This window comes from Nocardiopsis dassonvillei subsp. dassonvillei DSM 43111 (genome assembly GCF_000092985.1).
Taxonomy (GTDB): Bacteria; Actinomycetota; Actinomycetes; order Streptosporangiales; family Streptosporangiaceae; genus Nocardiopsis; species Nocardiopsis dassonvillei.
Window position 1 is genome coordinate 1,459,163 of sequence record NC_014210.1, and the last position, 18,059, is coordinate 1,477,221.

Sequence of the window (18,059 nt, forward strand, 5' to 3'; positions counted from 1 at the left end):
GGGGTCAGGAGCAGGACGCGCGCACCGCCGAGGCGGCCACGTGCGAGCTGGCGTGCTCCTGGTCCGCGAGGGCGTCGGTCCCCGCGTTGGTGAGCTGGACGGTGAACTCCTCCGTGGGGGAGGTGAACCCGGTCACCTGGACCCAGCCGCCCCGGATCCCCGCCTGGTCGATCCCGAAGACCGCCACGGGCGACCCCTCGGCCGCGGGACCGGAGAAGAGCTGGTACTTCGCCTCCCCGGGGGAGATCCACAGCGGGCTCTCGTCGTCGGGCACGTGGACGTAGAGCTCGCACGCGACCCCCGCCTCCCCGGGGGTGAAGGTCCAGGTGGCGTACTGCCCGTTGCCCTGTTCCGGGTCGCCCGAGACGGGAAGGGCCTCGTAGCCGCCGTCACAGCCCTCCTGAGCGTACCCGCCGGGCCGTGTGGCCCAACTGGCGGTGCCCTCCGCGCTGTCCCAGCGCCCCTCGTTGGTGTAGGAGGCGCCGGGGGAGGCCTGGCAGCCCGGCCCCGCGACGGCGAGGAAGGGTTCGGGCTCCGAGGCCGCCGTCAGCGCGCCCGAGTCCGCCAGGACCGAGCCCCCGCCCTCCGAGGCCGGAGCGTCGGCGGGCGCCGAGCCGCCGCCCGCGGTGTCGCCGTTCCCGGCGGCCCCGCTCTCACGGGCGGTGTCCCCGGTGCCGGTGGTGTCGGCGAGGGGGGCGTTCATCTCCTCCGGGGCTGTGCCGGTGTCGCCGGTGCCGGTGTCGCCGTTCCCGGCACTCTCCCCGGCCGCGGCTCCCTCGGTCTCCCCCTCCCCGGAGGTCCCGGCGCCCTCGTCTCCCGCGGCCGCCGTGTCCTCCCCGGCCGTCTGGTCCGCGCCTTCCTCGCCGGCGGAGGGACCGGCGGCCGTGTCACCGTCCCCGGCCGCGGCTCCCTCGGTCCCCGGCTCTCCGGCGGCGTTCCCGGCGTCCGGCTCCCCGGCGCTCTCCGCGCCGGGCTCCCCGGCTGCGGTCGCCTCGCCGGCGCCGCCCCCGGACTCCGGTGCACCGGCGGCCGCCGTGTCCGGGACCTCCTGCGCGGCGGGGGCGGTCTGCACGGGGTTCCCCCCGCCGGCGGCGGCGTTGCCCGGGTCGGGCATCGTCGGGGCCGAGGCCCCGTCCCCGACCACCTCGGGGACATAGCCGGTCTCCTGGGGCGCGCCGCCCTGCTGGGCCGCGGGCGCGGCGCCCGCGTCGGCCGGAGCCGCGACGGCCCCGGACTCGCCGCCGGCCGAGGCGCCCGACTCGGCGGTGCCCGAGGTCTGGCCGCCGGTGCCGTCCGCGCCGCCCGCGCCCGAGGCGAGCGGCGTCGTGTCCAGGGTGACCCCGGGAACCCCCGCCGTCATGGCGAAGGGGGCGGCGACCAGCAGCAGGCCCGCGATGGCCGCGCCCGCCAGGACGGGCTTGCCCGGACGGTCCAGGGCCACCTCGGGGGCCTGGGGAGCGGCGGGCTCGTGCAGGGCACCGCTGATCCGCGGGCCGGGCACCGCCCCGCCCGCCCCCGCCCCCTCGACCGCTCCGGACGGGGGCGCGGGCGCGACGCGCGCCGCGGAGCCCGCGGAACCGTCGGAGACCGTGCCGTCGGCTCCTCCGCCGAGCGCGGACCGGAAGTCGGGCGCCGGTGCGGGGCGGCCCTCGGCCTCGCCGCGAGCCTGCGCGCTCTCAGCCATCGGAACTCCTTCTCGGGGGGCCCGTGCGGCCGCGGGAGCGGCCGCACGGGGAGGCGGGGGTGGGGTCGGGGGTCACCGGCGTCCCCCGGTCCCGTTCGTGCCGTCTATGTCCGGGACGGTGTTGATGTTGTCCTCCTCGGAGCGGCCGAACTTCTCCTTGGTGCCGCCGAGGATGGCGCTGGTGTCCTCCGCCGCGATGACCAGGAACCCCAGGTACTCGTCGATGGAGGTCTTGAGCACGCCCAGGGACTTGTCCATGTCGTCGGCGAACTTGTCGCCCTCGCCCCAGAGGGGGCCCAGGGCGTCCAGCTCGCTGCTCAGCCACTGCTGGAGTTCACGGGCGTACTCGGCCGCGTCGTTGACGCTCCAGCTGTTCCTGTCCATGCCGTCGAGGTCGGCGAAGAAGTCGCCGCCGGTCGTCATGTCCGTCTCCTCTCGTGGTCCTCAACCGCGGGTGCGGCGCGGGGCGCCTAGTGCCGCGGGTTCTCGGAGGGGATGCCCAGCCGGTCGAGCAGCTTGAGCGGGTCCAGCTCGCCGCTCATGACCTCCTCCGCGCTCGTCACGTCCGGCATGAAGGGGCTGTAGGCCTTCGAGACGCGCTCGGCCATCTGGCTCCGCGCCTTGTTGACCACCTCGGTGATGGCGGCGGCCAGCTCGGTGGGGGCCATGTCCCGGTAGGCCTGGGTGTGGAACTTCAGCTCGACCAGCTCACCCGTCGCGTTCACCTTCGCGCCCACGAGCCTGTTCTTGGCCACGACCTCTTCGGTTGCCGCCTCCAGGTTTGCGCTTGCGTCCGCCAGCAGGCCCATCGTCTTGTGAAGCTGTGCCAGTTCCTCTTCCATCTGGCGTTGCATCTGCGAACTCATGCCGGGTGGCTCCCTTCTTGCTCTGACCGGGTACGGGGCGTCCCAGTGCGGATCTCTGCGCGTCGGCGGTGGTTCCCCAGACCTTCTCGTCCTCGGAGAGCCAGGTGGAGCGCTGGCGGTCGCGGTTGTTGTCGCCGCCGCCACCGCCACCGCCCATGCCGCCGCCCATCATGGGGGGCATCATCGGCATGCCGCCCATGCCTCCCATGCCGCCGACTCCGGCGCCCGCGCCGCCGGTGCCCGCGCCGGGCTGGCCGCCCAGCCCTCCCACGCCGCCGAGCCCGCCGGCGCCGCCCGGAGTGCCCGGTCCGCCGGAGGTCCCCTGGGGGCCGCCCGCCGGGTACTGGGTGCCGTCGGGGTTGGCGAACAGCGAGGAGCGGTCGGAGCTGTCCGGAGCGCCGGGTCCGTCGCTGGAGTAGGGGCTCGGGCTGAGACCGCCGTAGTTGAGGCCGCGGTCGTCGGGGGCCAGCGGCGGCGGCAGGACGTCCGGGGGCTCCTGTCCCGGGCCCGTGTAGTTGCTCCTGATCGGCTCCCCGGTCTCGGGGTTGATCGGGTAGGGCCGACCGGTCATGGGGTCGATGACGTAGGGCTCGCCGGTGATCGGGTTGATCGGTACGTCGCTGCCCGACCCCGGGCCGTTGAGGCCCAGGTCCTCCGGCAGCGGCGGCGGCCGCAGCCCGTAGTCGTAGTCGTCGGAGGTGCCTGGGCCGTTGAGGCCGAGGTCGGGCGGCGGCAGGGGCGGCTGCAACCCGTAGTCGTAGTCGGTGGGCAGCCCGGTGACCGGGTCGATACCGACCGGCTGCCCGGTGACGGGGTCGATGGGCAGGACCTGCCCGGTCTCGGGGTCGTAGTTGATGGGCAGTTCGGTCTCGGGGTTGTAGGGCAGTCCGGTCTCGGGGTCGACGGGGAAGGGTTGGCCGGTCTCGGGGTTGATCGGGAGCCCTGTGGCCGGGTCGAACTCCAGGGAGCTGCCCCTCTCCCCGATGGGGACCGGTTCTCCGGTGACGGGGTCGATGGGCAGGGCCTGCCCGGTCTGGGGGTCGTAGTTGATGGGCAGCCCGGTGACGGGGTCGATGGGCAGGGCCTGCCCGGTCTCGGGGTCGTAGTTGATGGGCAGCCCGGTGTCGGGGTTGTAGGGCAGTCCGGTCTCGGGGTCGACGGGGAAGGGTTGGCCGGTCTCGGGGTTGATCGGGAGCCCTGTGGCCGGGTCGAACTCCAGGGAGCTGCCCCTCTCCCCGATGGGGACCGGTTCTCCGGTGACGGGGTCGATGGGCAGGGCCCGCCCGGTCTCGGGGTCGTAGTTGATGGGCAGCCCGGTGTCGGGGTTGTAGGGCAGTCCGGTCTCGGGGTCGACGGGGAAGGGTTGGCCGGTCTCGGGGTTGATCGGGAGCCCCGTCGCCGGATCGCGTTCCAGGGAGCCGTTGTAGCCCCCGCGGCCGCTTCCCGGGCCGTTGAGGCCGAGGTTCGGAGGCGGAGGCGGCGGGATGAAGGGCCCGTTCGTGCCGGGGTCGTTGCCTCCGCCGCTGCCGAAGCCGGGGCCGTTGAGGCCGAGGTCGTTGGGGGGCGGTGGGGGCACGAAGGAACCGTTGTTGCCCCCCTGGCCCAAGCCGGGGCCGTTGAGGCCCAGGTCGTTGGGAGGCGGCGGGGGCACGAAGGAACCGTTGTTGCCCCCCTGGCCCAAGCCGGGGCCGTTGAGGCCCAGGTCGTTGGGAGGCGGCGGGGGCACGAGGCTGTTGTTGCCCAGCTGATCGAAGCCGGGCCCGTTGAGGCCCAGGTCCGGGGTGGGAGGTGGCGGACCGCCCAGGCCCTCGGGGTTGCCTGTGCCGGGCCCGTTGAGCCCGAGGTTCGGCGGAGGCGGCGGGGGCAGGAACTCTTCGTTTCCGGGGCCCTGACCACCGGTTCCGGGGCCGTTGTACGGGAGCTGCGGTGGCGGCGGGGGCGGTGGCGGCGGCGGGGGCGGACCGCCTCCCTCGTTGTCCCAGTCTCCGAAGGGGTTGTCGATTTCCCAGTCTCCGAAGGGGTTGTCAATCTCCCAGTCTCCGAAGGGGTTCTCGCCGCCGGGTCCGTTGCCGCCGCCACCGGTCTCGGGGGTCGGCGGCGGGAGCGGAGCGGGGTCCACGATGACCGGTATGGTGGCGTGCGCCTGCGTGTAGGTGTGCGCCATGAGGTCGCGCACCTGGTTGGCGGCCTCGTAGACGCCCTCGTAGTGGTTGCGGAACCTCTGGTAGAGCACGTTGTTGATGTTGTCCTGGGTCGGCGGATCGCCGGGGATACCGGTTAGTTTGTCCCCGCCGGTCTCCTCGGGATAGGCGATCGTGACCTGGAACTGGTCCCGCTCCGGGTTGAACTCCTCCGTCCCCGCGGAGGTGTAGAAGTACCAGTCGTCGAGTACCTCCTGGACGCGCCCTCCCCTGGTGTTGAGGGCCTGGTCCACCGTGTAGGCGAGGACGGCTGTGGCGAACGTCAGGACCGTCTTGACCCGCTCCAGCTCCGCCTTGAACTCGGGGAGCTCCATGTGCACGGAGGTCATCCGGTACGCCATGTCCTGGAGGCGGTACTTGTACGCCGCGGCGGCCGAGCCCTGCATGGCTCCGTCGGGGACGTCGATCTCCTGCCACAGCTTGTTCAGACTGCCTCCCTCACCGTCGATGTAGGGAGTCAGTGTGTCGTAGAGCGTGCCCAGGCTGTCGATGGTCTTCTGCAGCCGGGTGAGGTCCCAGTTCTCGGACGTCAGCTGGTTGTTCCCGTAGTCGGCCAGGTGCGCCAGGTTGCTCAGCTGCTGCCGGAACCCGTCCTGCGGGGGAGGGGTGTCGTCTGTGTGCAGGTCCTCCTTGCCGTCGCTGAGGGTCTTCTCGCCCCACAGGTGCTTCTGCATGGTGTAGCCGGCGTAGTCGATGCCGTAGGTCTCATAGGGGTAGCTGCCGCCGCCGTACCCGGTCGTGTACGCCGTGTAGTACTCCCTGTAACTCCACCAGCGGTCCATCTCGTGGCCGCCGTAGTTCCAGGAGAAGCCGGTGAAAGGATTGGTGGTCTCATGGAAGTGGTAGCGCCCGTCCGCGACCCAGGGGTCCTTGGTGACCGTGTCGATGCTCTCCATCGGTTTGTAGTCGCCGTCGGTGCCGGCGAAGATGTTCATGAGCTCGTGCAGCGGCTTGTCCGGCAGGTCTTCGTACTTGATCTCTGGTTCTGGCATGGTCCCCTCCCTCTGCGGATCGCGTTCGTGGACTAGGTTTCGCTGCTGTCCTCGTCCTGGCCGTTACCGTTACCGTTACCGGAACCACCCGAGCCGCCCGAGCCGCCCGAGCCGCCCGAGCCGCCCGAGCCACCCGAACCGCTCTGGCTCGAATAGATCAGGTTGTGGACTTCCTGGGCGGTGAGGTTCTGCTCGTCCTCCAGGTTGGCGAAGACGATGAGGTTCTCCGAGAGCCTGCGGTCGATCTCGATCAGTTCCTGGTTCAGGCCGTAGATGAAGTCGTAGATCCCGCTCATCGAACTGTCGATCTTGCTCGTGAGCCGCCCGGCCTCTTCGAGGATGCCGGGGTCTCCGAGCCGCTGGTAACCGCTTTCGGCCACCCCTTCGTACACGGAGAGTTCGGTGACCAGGATGTTGAGGTCCTTCTGGAGGGGCTCCACGATCTTCGAGCGGAAATCCCTGATCCGGTCGAGGTCGATCTTGGTGCCCTTGTCACCAGTGCCGGAGCCCGCACCCTCGTCGCCGCTTCCGCTGTCCCCGGTGCCGGTGTCCTCGCCGTCGCCCTCCTCGTCGTCCTCGTCTCCCTCGCCGTCCTCCTCGTCGTCCTCGTCGTCGTCCTCGTCGTCGTCCTCGTCGTCGTCCTCGTCGTCCTCGTCGTCCTCGTCGTCCTCGTCGTCCTCGGTGTCCTCGGTGTCCTCGGTGTCCTCGCCGTCCTCTTCGTCGTCTCCTTCGGAGTCCTCTTCGTCCCCGGCGGTGTCCTCGCCGTCCTCTTCGTCGTCGCCCTCGGTGTCCTCTTCGTCCCCGGCAGTGTCCTCCTCGTTGCCGGGTCCCTCTTCACCGCCGCTCCCGGAAGTGTCCTCACCGCCCCCGGTCTCCTCGTCGGGCGTTTCGGAGGTGTCCACGACCGAGGGGTCGAACGAGACGGTCGGATCCAGGTGCTCAGGACCGCTGTCGTCCCCGGCGGTGTCTGAGTCGTCGTCTCCGCCGGTGATGTGGTCGTCCCGGTGGGTCCCCGCCGCGACCGTGGGCGGGGGAGTGCCCCCGGGCACTCCCGGAGTCCCGCCGCTGCCCGGGTCGTTCGCGCCGGGGCGGTGGCTCTCCACGTGTTCGGGGGAGTCCTGCTCATCGTCTTGGCCGGGTTGGTCTGCGCCGGGGCGGTCGTGGTCGGAGGCCTGGTCCTGGCCGGGTCCGTCACCGCCGGGGCGGTCGTTCTCTTCGTCTTGGCCGGGTTGGTCTGCGCCGGGGCGGTCGTGGTCGGAGGCCTGGTCCTGGCCGGGTCCGTCGCTGCCGGGGCGGTCGTTCTCTTCGTCTTGGCCGGGTGTGCCGGGTCCGTTGCCTGTGGAGTGGTCGTCTTCGGAGGCTTCGTCCTGGCCGGTGTGGTCTCCGCCGGTGTGGTCGTGGTTGGAGGAGTCGTCTTGGCCGGGTGTGCCGGGTCCGTCGCCTGCGGACTGGTCGTCCTCTGAGGCCTCGTCCTCGCCGGGTCCGTCGCTGCCGGGGCGGTCGTTCTCTTCGTCTTGGCCGGGTTGGTCTGCGCCGGGGCGGTCGTGGTCGGAGGCTTGGTCCTGGCCGGGTCCGTCGCTGCCGGGGCGGTCGTTCTCCTCGTCTTGGCCGGGTTGGTCTGCGCCGGGGCGGTCGTGGTCGGAGGCTTGGTCCTGGCCGGGTCCGTCGCTGCCGGGGCGGTCGTTCTCTTCGTCTTGGCCGGGTTGGTCTGCGCCGGGGCGGTCGTCGCTGTCCTCGTCGCCGGAGCCCTCCTCGCCGTCGAGGTCCTCGGACACGGTGATCAGACCGGTCTCGGGATCGACCTCCACGTCCCCGCTGCCGGGGTCGAGGGAGACCTCGCCCGTCTCGGGGTCCAGGGTGAGCTTCAGGTCGCCGATCTCGATCGTGGTCGGCAGGTTCTCCCCGCCCTCACCGGAACCGCCCGTCTCGATCCCGACGGTCCCCTTGGCCGGGTCGATGGTCAGGCCCAGGTGTCCGGCCTCGACGGTGACCGGTGCCGCCTCGGGGTCGAGGGGAACGTTCCTGTCTCCGGGCTCGATGCTGATCGTGCCCTCGTCCGAGTCCAGGACGAACTTCAGCTCGCCCGCCTCGACGGTGGTGACCCCCGTCTCGGGGTCCAGGGTCACGACCGGAGCCCCGGGGATCTCGGAGCCGGTCTCGCCGAGAGCGGGGTCGTCTGCGTCGGCGGAGATGGGCTCCACGCCGGAGACCACCTTCGTGTTCTCGGTGTCCACGGGGGTCAGCGGCTCCAGCAGCTCACCCTGCTCGGCCTCCCTGCCCACCAGGGGCTCCGCCGCCTCCACCCGCTGGGCGGGCTCGGCGAGGATCGCCGGCTCGGCGGGGATCACCGGTTCCAGCGGCTGCATCGGTTCCATGCGCTGGAGCGGCTCCGCGACGAGCATGGGCTCCAGCGGTACGGGCTCCGTGGTCTCGCCCTCGGGGACCGGCTCCGCGTTGGCGGGCACCCCGACGGACCTGGCCGCCGGTTCGACCGGGAGCGCCGGTGTTCCCGGGTGCGCGGGTTCGAACCGGCTCTCCGTGTGGGGCTCCAGTCCGGAGACGTCCCCGGACTCGGGCGCGGACACCGTGACGACCCGCGCGACCCCCTGGTCGGCGAGTACGTGCGGGGAGCCGGTGTCCCCGGTCTGCTGCGTGCCGAACAGCATCACGCCGTCGTCGCCGACGCTCACCTCGGAGTCGCCCGGGTCGAGCACCGCCTCCCGGGTGGCGGTGTCCACCTCGACCGAGGAGCCGGCGTGCCGGAGCATGAGCAGGCCGCTGGTCAGGTCCACGCTGATCGGGGCGGACTCCGACCGGTTCGTGTTGGTGGTCTGCTCCTGGAGGGTGGTGGCCTCCTCGGTCTCGGTCGGATCCGGCTCCTCCCCGGAGAGGGCAGCACGGAAGTCGAAGAGGGGGGACTCCACGTCAGGACCTCCTCACCGCCCGTAGGGCGGCAGTTCGTCTGGGTTGTGTCGGGGTGGCGGGGGATGGGGTGAGGCGAAGCGGGGCGGGCGGCCGCGAGGGGAGTGGTGGGACGCCCGCCCCGGGGGGGAGGGGGAGCGGACTACAGCAGCGCCTGCCAGTTCATGGCCTCGCGACTGTCGGTGGAGGAGTACTCGTGGCTGATCTGCTTCAGGGCCATCTCGGCCTTGAGGAGCAGGGTGTTCATGTCGGCCACGTTGCTCTGCCAGGACCGGTACTTGTTCTGGTACTCCGTGAACATGGCACCCTCGAGCTGGCTCTGCAGGGACTGCATCGTCGTGTTGAGCTGCTCGAGCTGGTTCTCGACGTTCTTGGTCTGGGCGCGCAGTTCGTCGGTGGCCTCGTTGACGTAGGCGTAGGTGACGCTGAAACCGTTGATGCTCATGGTCTCGCCTTCCGGAAAGGGACGGGTGCGGGTGGAGGTGGCGGCCCGGACTCAGCCGGCCTGGTTCGGGTTGAGCTCGTTGATCCACCGCGAACCGGCGATGATGTTGGCGTCCTCCGTGCTGTGCATGGCCTGGACGGTGCCGCCGAAGGTGCCGATCATCCGGTTCATGTCGTTGGTGATGAGCCGCAGCTCCTCCAGCCAGGCGACGACCGCCTCGCTGTAGCTGTTGGAGGCCGCTCCCTGCCAGGAGGCGCGCAGCTTGTCACGCGTGGCGTCCACGCTGGTGTAGACCTCGTTGCACTTGGCATGGGCCTCGGTCATCGCCTCCTGCGCAAGCCGTTCGCCATCGTCCGTAGTCTGTGTCATCTGCGACATGGGATCTCCTCTGTTGGTTCCATCAGGGGCATCCGGCGTCCTCGAGCATCGACGAGGGCGCCAGCGGGAGGGCGGCAGCCTCCGGGTCGAGCACCGGCCCGGAGGGCAGCAGCCGCAGCAGGGAGGTCGGGACCGGGACGGCCTGGGCCGTCTGGTAGCCGAGGGAGGTCAGAGCGGTCTCGTCGAGCACCGGGTACTTCGCCACGCTGTCGGTGACGAGGTAGTGGGTGGTGGCGGTGCCTCCACCGCCCACGGGCTGGGCGGCGGCGAGCGAGCCCCGGCCGGAGGCGATGCCGACCAGGTCGGGGGTCGGGCACCCGGGGGCGATGCCGGGCCGCTCCTGGACCGGCCAGGCCTCCACCCCGGCGGGGTCGTCCATGCTCACCGACAGCGAGCCGTCGGGGGCCAGCCGCAGGCACGGCACGCCCGCGCCGGCACCCACCAGTTCCGGCGGGGCGGCGGGGTGGCGCTCCTCGCGCGGCCCCTGGCCGTCGGAGAGTCGGCTGTGCGCCTCGCCCGCCGGCAGCGGCAGCGCCTCGGCGGGGGCGTCGGGGTAGGCGGCGCCCGAGACGTCCGGGTCGGCCAGCAGCAGCAGCGCGTGCGTCACGGAGAGCGGCACCAGGCCGTCCCGGGTGAGCAGGTAGTGCTGGTCCTCCTGACCGGGGGTGGACACCGCGAACACCTGCCCCACGCGCCGGGGCTCGCCCGCCATCTCGCCCGCGTCCTCGCCGGCGCCCGGAACCTCGGGCGCGGTCAGGTCGGGGCCGGTGGGCACGGTGTTGAGGAAGGCGGAGGTGACGGGCGGGGCGTCGCTCGTGCCGTAGCCGAGGGCCTGGACGGCGCCGCCCTCCTCGTCCAGGCGCAGGCGGGTGCCGTTCCACAGCAGGTGCGGTGCGCCGTCCGGGCCGGAGACCAGGACCGCCTGTTCGGCGGAGGGCGGGTTCGGGACGGGGGCCGTGCCGACCACGAGGGCGGTGCGGCCCCGCTCGTCCTCCTCGCCCTCGGGCGGCAGGGCGCACACCCGCCAGACCGACTCCTCCAGCCCCTCGGTGGTCGGCAGTGCGTCGGGCGCGCCGGCGATGCCGACGGGGCCGCCCACGGGTACGCCCTCCAGCGAGTCGGCCGAGACCAGGCTCACGGCGGCGTCGGCGCCCTGGACCAGCCGGGCGGAGGCGCCGTTGGCCACGGGGCGCAGCGTCCCGGCCGAGTACAGGTAGGAGGCCCCGGTGCCGCGGTCCACGATCAGCCGCCCCTCCTGGCGCCAGCTGGTGGCGCCCCCGGGGAAGATCAGGCCGAACACGAGGAAGCCGACGCACAGCACCGCGCCGATGGCGACGCCGATGTAGGTGCCGGTGCGGGTGCGGCGCATGGGGGCGTCGACCGCGTCGGGGTCGCCCTCCAGCATGGCCGTGCCCAGGCGGCCCACCGTGAAGTTGTGGGCCATCACCCTGTCGCGACGTGACTGCATGTCAGCCGCCGATTCCGCGCAGGAGCGAGAACACGCCGAAGATCGCCAGGACCAGGGGCACGATGGCCACCGTCAGCAGCGACTGGATGATCTCGGCGGCCCGGCCCCAGTGGGGCAGCGGCCGCGTGCCCGGCAGGTTCCACGACACCACCGCCAGGATCGCGGAGGCGGCGAACAGGCCCACCATGGCGAGGGTGCGGGGCAGGGGGTCGGCCGTCCACACCAGGACCAGGACCAGCGCGGTCAGCCCGATCCAGGGCGGCGCGACCACGAAGGACCGCTGCCATGCGCTGGCCAGGCCGCGCGACTGGAGCAGCAGCACCAGCGACACGATGACGCACAGCGTGATCGGCACCCACCCGGGGGAGGCGGCGAGCACGACCAGGCAGACCGTCAGGACGGCGCCGGTGGAGGCGTACAGGGCGGTCTGGAACCGGTCGGCCAGCGCGGTGCGGTCCAGGACCCCGCGCGCGGGGTAGGGGTCGATGCCCTCCTGGAGCTGGTCGGGGTTGGAGGGCAGGGGCGGCAGTTTGAGGCCGGAGAGGCGGAAGGCCAGCTGGGGGGCGAACGTGCCCAGCAGCAACGCGATGAGCGCCGTCAGCGCCGCCACGGCCGGGACCGTGGCGCCGGGGATGAACATCAGGGACAGCGCGCCCAGCGCGCACAGCACCTCGGCGGTGAACAGGCCCGCGAAGAAGGGCACCGAGCCCGCCACGGCCGCCAGGCCGAGCACGCTGGCCCCGGCGGCGGTCACCGCGCCGGTCAGGACCCTCGCTCCGGTCAGCGCGGTGCCGGGGTCGCCCGAGGGCACGGAGGCTCCGGCCACCGCCATGTACAGGGTGGCCGCCGCGGCCAGGCCGGTGGCGGCGGCCAGGTCGCCCATGGCGCGCGAGGCCGCCCAGGCCGACAGCAGCATGAGGAGGGAGGAGCAGGCGGCGGACACCGCGGTCAGCAGGCCGGGGCCGCCGCTGACCAGGACCGCCAGACCGGTGAAGAGCACGACCAGCCCCAGCGCCTGGAGCAGGACGCGGGTGGCCTCGGGGCGCCACCGGTCGGCGCGCTCGCCCATGCCGGTGGCGACGCCGTCGGTGAGGTCGTCGAAGTGCACCGGCGGCAGCTGGTCGCGGCGGGGGCGCAGGTAGAGGGTCTCTCCGTGGCAGAGTCCGAGGGAGCGGAGGGTCTCGTCCTCCTCCAGGGGCTCGTCGCCCAGTTGCTGGAGGACCCAGCCGTCGTGCTCCAGCCCGCTCTCGTCCAGGTCCTCGCCGTTGTCACCCTCGGCGTAGAGCACCAGGGTGGGCAGGATCTCGGAGAGGGGGACCTCGGTGGGCGCTGCGATCTCGAAGGAGCGCCCGGGGGCGCGGATCAGCAGTCGGCACAGGTCCGGGGAGGCGACATCGTTCATCCGGTGGGGGCCCATCATGAGGCGGGGTCGTGACAGGGGTGGAAGTGACGGTAACACTCCGGCGACCCATTTTGGAGGTGTGTTGTTTTAAATTTTGGTGTCTGTCACTTTAGTTGGCAACAGTAGTGTTCTGCTGTCAGTCTTCGGTTCCGGACGCCGGTTACGGCCCCGTTCCGGTCCCGGCTTGCCGGACCGCTCCCCGTTGTTCCCTGCAAGGGAGGACCCCGCACCGTGAGTACGATCCTCGTCCGGCGCCCCCCGCGGCGCCCCGGGCCGGACCTGCCCTCGGGCGAGGTCAGCCTCCAGGAGCCCCCGGAGCTGCCCGAACCGCAGGCCAACGTTTCGTCGGTGTTCACCTACCTGCCGATGGCCCTGACGTCGATGGCGATGCTGCTGATGCTCGTCCGCCCCGGAAGGATGGGTGACGGCAGCAGCATCATGCCCTATTTGGCGGGCGGCATGATGCTCGTGGGTGCGGTGGTCATGATCGGCGGCCAGTACCTGCGCAGCATGCTGGAGCGCCGACGCCAGCTCAACGACGACCGTCGGGACTACCTGCGCTACCTCAAGCAGATGCGCACCCGCCTGCGGAGCGTGGTCACCGAGCAGCGCGACGCGATGCTCTGGCGGGCGCCCCACCCCGACGCCCTGTGGTCGATCGTGCGCACTTCCCGGCTGTGGGAGCGCAGGGGGACCGACGACGACTTCGCCGAGGCGCGCATGGCCGTGGGCGAACAGGCGCTGTCCATGACCATCTCCCCGGTCTCCTCCAAACCGGTGGAGGACCTCGAACCCCTCAGCGCCCACGCCCTGCGCCGCTTCATCCGCGCCTACGGCACCGTCGAGGACCAGCCGGTCCAGATCTACCTGCGCGGCTACTCCCGCATCACCATGCGCGGCGACCTGGACACCAGCCGGGGCCTGGTCCGCGCTCTCCTGGGCCAGCTCACCGTCTTCCACGCCCACGACGAGCTGCGCGTGGCCGTGTGCTGCTCCCAGGAGTCCCTGCCCCTGTGGTCGTGGACCAAGTGGCTGCCCCACAGCCAGCACCCCACCGCCCGCGACGGCGCGGGCCAGGCCCGGCTGCTGTGCACGGACGCGATGGAGCTCGAACAGCTCCTCCCGGACCTGGCCGACCGCCCCCGCTTCGACCCCACCGCCGCCCCCAGCCGCGAGGAGCCCTTCACCGTCGTCGTCGTGGACGGCGGGCGCATCCCCCCGGGGTCGCGCATACTGGGCGGCGGCTACCGCAACGCCGTCGTCATCGACGTCGCCGACCCGATGCCGCCCGAGGACGACCCCTACACCCTGGCCCTGCGGGTGGAGACCGAGCGCCTGGTGATGCTCTCCCGCGACAACAGCGGCCGCGACACCGAGGAGGTGCTGGGCCGGCCCGACACCCTGAGCCTGACCCGCGCCACCTCCCTGGGCCGCCTGCTCTCGCCCTACCGGATCGGCATGGTCGTCGAGGTCACCGAGCCGCTCACCACCGACTTCGAGCTGACCACGCTCCTGGGCATCCCCGACCTGCACCGGCACGACAGCGAGCGCATGTGGAGCGAGCTGCACGAGAAGGACCGGCTGCGCGTGCCCATCGGCATGAACTCCGACGGCGCGCCGCTGGAGCTGGACCTCAAGGAGTCCGCGCTGGGCGGCATGGGCCCGCACGGCATGCTCATCGGCGCCACCGGTTCGGGCAAGAGCGAGCTGCTGCGCACCCTGGTGCTCGGACTGGCCCTGACCCACTCGCCGGAGACCCTCAACTTCGTGCTCGTCGACTTCAAGGGCGGCGCGACCTTCATCGGCCTCGACAAGCTCCAGCACACCTCCGCGCTCATCACCAACCTCGCCGACGAGGCCATCCTGGTCGAGCGCATGCAGGACGCCCTGCACGGCGAGCTGGTCCGCCGCCAGGAGCAGCTCCGGGCGGCGGGCAACTTCAGCTCCGCGCTGGAGTACGAGAGGGCCCGCGAGACCAACCCCGACATGGAGCCGATGCCCACGCTGTTCGTGGTCGTCGACGAGTTCAGCGAGCTGTTGGCCGCCCACCGCGACTTCATGGACCTGTTCGTCATGATCGGGCGCCTGGGCCGCAGCCTCGGCGTCCACCTGCTGCTGGCCTCCCAGCGCCTGGACGAGGGCCGCATGCACCAGCTGGAGGGCCACCTGTCCTACCGGATCGCGCTGCGCACCTTCTCCGCCATCGAGAGCCGCGGTGTGCTCGGCGTGCCCGACGCCCACCAGCTCCCCTCCGCCCCCGGCAACGGCTACCTCAAGACCGACACCGAGACCCTCACCCGGTTCAAGGCCGCCTACGTCTCCGGTCCCTACCGCGTCAAGCGCCGCGCCACCCGCAGGAGCACGGTCGGCGGCGAGGTGGTGCTCTTCGCGGACACTGCCGTGGCCGCGGCCGTCCCCGAACCCGAGGAGCCCGAGGTCCAGGAGGAGGAGACCAGCGAGTCGCTCCTGGCGACCGCGCTGGCGCGGATGGACGACCTCGGCCCCGCGGCCCGCGAGGTGTGGCTGCCCCCGCTGGAGGTGCCGCTGCTGGTGGACGAGCTGCTCGCCATGGTCGGCACCCGCCTGCCCGAGGGCGGCCTGGCCTGGAGGAAGGAGACGACCCTGCGCGTGCCGCTGGGGATCATCGACCGCCCCTTCGAGCACAAGCGCCTGCCCCTGGTCGCCGACCTGACCGGAGCCGGGGGACACGTCGGCATCGCGGGCGGCCCCCAGAGCGGCAAGAGCACCATGCTGGCCTCGCTCATCCTCACCCTCGCGGTGTGCAACACCCCCGCCCAGGCCCAGTTCTACGGGATCGACTGCGGCGGCGGCGTGCTGACCTCGCTCAAGGACCTGCCGCACATGGGCAGCGTCGTCACGCGCACCGACGAGCGGCGCATCGTCCGCACCATCATGGAGATGAACGAGATCCTCACCAAGCGTGAGGTCTTCTTCGCCGAGAACGGCATCGACTCCATGGGCACCTACCGCAGGCGCCGCGCCGCCGGGGAGTTCGCCGACCAGCCCCACGGCGACGTCTTCCTCGTCATCGACGGCTGGGGCACCATCCGCCAGGACTACGCGGATCTGGTGGGCTCCATCGTCCAGATCGTGCAGCGCGGCCTCAACTACGGCGTGCACGTCGTGGTCGCCTCCCCGCGCTGGGCCGACTTCCACACCGGCGTCCGCGACCTCATGGGCACCCGCTTCGAACTGCGGATGGGCGACCCCGTGGACTCCATGGTCCACATGCGCGCCGCGCAGACCGTGCCCCGCGTGCCCGGGCGCGGCATCACCGACACCAAGCACCACTTCCTCACCGGTCTGCCCCGCGCCGACGGCGACCCCGACTCGGTCACGCTGTCCGAGGGCATGACCGAGCTGGTCGACCGCGTCCGCGCGGCCTGGGACGGGCCCTCCGCCCCGGCGGTGCGCACCCTGCCCGCGATCCTGCACGCCCGTGAACTGCCCGGGTCCGAACTCACCAAGGCGGGCGGCCTCAAGGTGCCCATGGGCCTGGAGAGCCGCCGGATGCAGCCGTTCTGGCACGACTTCGGCGTCACCCCGCACATGCTCGTGGTCGGCGACACCGAGACGGGCAAGACCACGCTGCTGCGCCACATCACCAACGCGATCCGCAGCCACTACGGGCCCACCACCGCCCGGGTCGTGCTGGCCGACCAGCGCCGCCAGCTCTACGACGCGGTGCCCAAGGAGATGCAGCTGGGCTACGCGGTGTCGGGCGAGAACGTCAAGGAGATGATGGCCGCCGCCGCGCAGGCGATGAAGGCGCGCCTGCCCGGGCCCGACATCACCCCCGACCGCATCCGCAAGCGCGACTGGTGGACGGGCCCCGAACTGTTCATCCTCATCGACGACTTCGAGATGGTCTCCGGAAGCGGGCCCAGCCCTCTGGCCCCCCTCCTGCCGATGCTCGGCCAGGGCGCGGAGATCGGCCTGCACGTGGTGCTCGTGCACGCCGCGGGCGGTTTCAGCCGGGCCTCCAGCGATCCCGTCATCCGGACGCTCATCGACTCCAACACGCCCAGCATCCTGCTGTCCGCCCCGCCCTCGGAGGGCATGATGTTCGGCAGCATCCGGGCGCGGACGATGCCCGCGGGGCGCGCCCTGTGGATCGCGCGCCGCGACCCGGTCGAGGTGCAGCTGGCCATCGCCGAGGGCGCCGAGGAGTGACACGCCGGGCCCGCCCGCGTGGCGCGGGCGGGCCCCGCGCGGGGTGTCCGGGCTCCCCGCCTCTTCAGGAGGGGAGCCCGGCCCCGGAACGTGTTCGGGGGCGTCCGGTACGCCGGACGCCCCCTCCCGTGTCTCGGTGTCAGCGCACCGGTTCGTCGGAGCGCATCGGCACCGGCTCGCCCGCGGCGGCGGGACGCCACCCGCGCGCGCGCCCGAGCTTGATCACCGCTCCGCCCAGGACGCACAGCACGATGAGCAGGAGCCCGACGGACACCACGACCGCCGTGGACGGCGCGTCCACCGAGCCCTCGGGGGAGGGGTCGGGGACGAACCCCTCGCCCACCACACCGGCGGGGGCGCCGCCCGGGGCGATGGCCATCGCCGCCAGCGGGTCCACCCTGCCGTGTCCCGACAGCGGGTCCGCGTCCCCCCGCGGCGAGGCGTAGGCCGTGGTGGTCAGCCGCTCGCGCACCTGCGCGGCGCTCAGGTCCGGCTCCCGCGCCATCAGCAGGGCCGCGGCCCCCGCCACGAAGGCCGCGGCCACGCCGTCGCCCGCCGTGGCCACGTGGCCGCCGCCCGGCCCGGTCCCCACCACCCGGTCGCCCGGCGCGGTCAGGTCCACGCGGGCCAGGTCCCCGCTGGGCAGGACCAGCGGTCGCTGGGCCACGGGGAGGCCCTCCACGTCGTGCGCGGCCACGCTCAGCACGGACGCGTGCTGGGCGGGCTGGCCCGGCAGCGGCCCCCGGGAGGTGGGGACCGTCGCGGGGGCCACGACCACGGCTCCGGCCTCCTCGGCGGCGGCCACCGCCGACTCCAGGGCCGAAGACGCCTCCCACGTGCCGGTGCCCACCAGGACCACGCGGGCCCCCGAGTCCACCGCGCTCCCGATCCCGGCGGCGATCTCCTGCGCCGAGGCCAGACCGGTCTGCGGACTGCCGGTGGCCACGGCCGTCACCGACGAGTCCGGAGCCACCCCGACCAGGCCGCTGTCCTCCACGGACCGGGCGGCGACCACTCCGGCCAGCGACGTGCCGAACCCCAGGCAGTCGGCGGACTGCCCGCCCTCCACGGCGTCGGCCAGCGCGGGGACGCCGCCGTCCACCTCCGGGGCCAGCAGCGCCACGCCCACCCCCTCGCCGGTGCTCAGGTCGTGGGCCCGCGACAGGCCCAGGAAGTGGTGCGTCCAGGGCCGCTGCTCCACGACGTCCCCGCCGGTGGCCGCGCACGGCTGGTTGTCGGCCTTGAAGGGGTGGACCTGCGCGAGCGAGACGGGGTCCTGGGGCGCCTCGGCCGCCGCCGGAGCAGCCGGGAGGGGGGCGAGGAGCCCGAGGGCCAGCGCCGCGGCGGCGGTGCGGCGGCGCCGGGACCGGGTGGTCCCCGGATCGGTGTGTGCGGTCACCTGACGTGTGCTCCAGACTCTCTGGGGGTGTCCTGGGGGCGCTTCGCGCCCGGTGGGGCGGCCCGACGGGGCGCGGGGCGCCGTCCCGTCGGAGGCCGCGCGGGGGAG

11 protein-coding genes are annotated in these 18,059 nt (G+C 72.7%); 1 reads left to right on the forward strand and 10 read right to left on the reverse strand.

The window, feature by feature from the left end:
• Nucleotides 1-4 precede the first annotated feature (4 nt).
• The 9 genes from NDAS_RS06000 to eccD form a co-directional block, all read right to left on the reverse strand.
• Nucleotides 5-1,684, reverse strand: coding sequence for a hypothetical protein (locus NDAS_RS06000; RefSeq protein ID WP_013152247.1), 1,680 nt, complete (start codon nucleotides 1,682-1,684; stop codon nucleotides 5-7).
• 72 nt (nucleotides 1,685-1,756) lie between these two features.
• Nucleotides 1,757-2,107 (reverse strand): hypothetical protein, encoded by a 351-nt coding sequence (locus tag NDAS_RS06005; protein ID WP_013152248.1) that lies wholly within the window; start codon nucleotides 2,105-2,107, stop codon nucleotides 1,757-1,759.
• A 47-nt stretch (nucleotides 2,108-2,154) separates the two neighbouring features.
• Nucleotides 2,155-2,493, reverse strand: coding sequence for a YbaB/EbfC family nucleoid-associated protein (locus NDAS_RS06010; protein ID WP_071621734.1), 339 nt, complete (start codon nucleotides 2,491-2,493; stop codon nucleotides 2,155-2,157).
• A complete protein-coding gene (locus NDAS_RS28475) occupies nucleotides 2,393-5,743 on the reverse strand; it encodes a hypothetical protein (protein WP_013152250.1) in 3,351 nt (1,116 codons plus the stop codon). The genes NDAS_RS06010 and NDAS_RS28475 overlap by 101 nt, the downstream gene beginning before the upstream one ends.
• A gap of 32 nt (nucleotides 5,744-5,775) precedes the next feature.
• Nucleotides 5,776-8,667, reverse strand: coding sequence for a hypothetical protein (locus NDAS_RS06020; protein ID WP_013152251.1), 2,892 nt, complete (start codon nucleotides 8,665-8,667; stop codon nucleotides 5,776-5,778).
• Nucleotides 8,668-8,807: 140 nt separating this feature from the next.
• Nucleotides 8,808-9,110 carry a WXG100 family type VII secretion target gene (locus tag NDAS_RS06025; RefSeq protein WP_013152252.1) on the reverse strand — a complete coding sequence of 101 codons (303 nt, stop codon included), beginning with the start codon at nucleotides 9,108-9,110 and terminating at the stop codon, nucleotides 8,808-8,810.
• A 51-nt stretch (nucleotides 9,111-9,161) separates the two neighbouring features.
• A complete protein-coding gene (locus NDAS_RS06030; protein ID WP_013152253.1) occupies nucleotides 9,162-9,488 on the reverse strand; it encodes a hypothetical protein in 327 nt (108 codons plus the stop codon).
• 22 nt (nucleotides 9,489-9,510) lie between these two features.
• Complete coding sequence (gene eccB / locus NDAS_RS06035; RefSeq protein ID WP_013152254.1) at nucleotides 9,511-10,956, reverse strand: type VII secretion protein EccB; 1,446 nt, start codon at nucleotides 10,954-10,956, stop codon at nucleotides 9,511-9,513.
• Between the two features lies 1 nt (nucleotide 10,957).
• Entirely contained in the window at nucleotides 10,958-12,376 is a 1,419-nt protein-coding gene (gene eccD / locus NDAS_RS06040) for a type VII secretion integral membrane protein EccD (RefSeq protein ID WP_013152255.1), read from the reverse strand.
• Between the two features lie 213 nt (nucleotides 12,377-12,589).
• Here eccD and NDAS_RS06045 point away from each other — a divergent pair, with 213 nt between their 5' ends.
• Nucleotides 12,590-16,552, forward strand: a complete 3,963-nt coding sequence (locus NDAS_RS06045) for a type VII secretion protein EccC (protein ID WP_013152256.1) — start codon at nucleotides 12,590-12,592, stop codon at nucleotides 16,550-16,552.
• Between the two features lie 139 nt (nucleotides 16,553-16,691).
• Here NDAS_RS06045 and NDAS_RS06050 read toward each other — a convergent pair whose 3' ends face one another.
• Nucleotides 16,692-17,951 (reverse strand): S8 family serine peptidase, encoded by a 1,260-nt coding sequence (locus NDAS_RS06050; RefSeq protein WP_013152257.1) that lies wholly within the window; start codon nucleotides 17,949-17,951, stop codon nucleotides 16,692-16,694.
• Nucleotides 17,952-18,059: the final 108 nt, after the last annotated feature.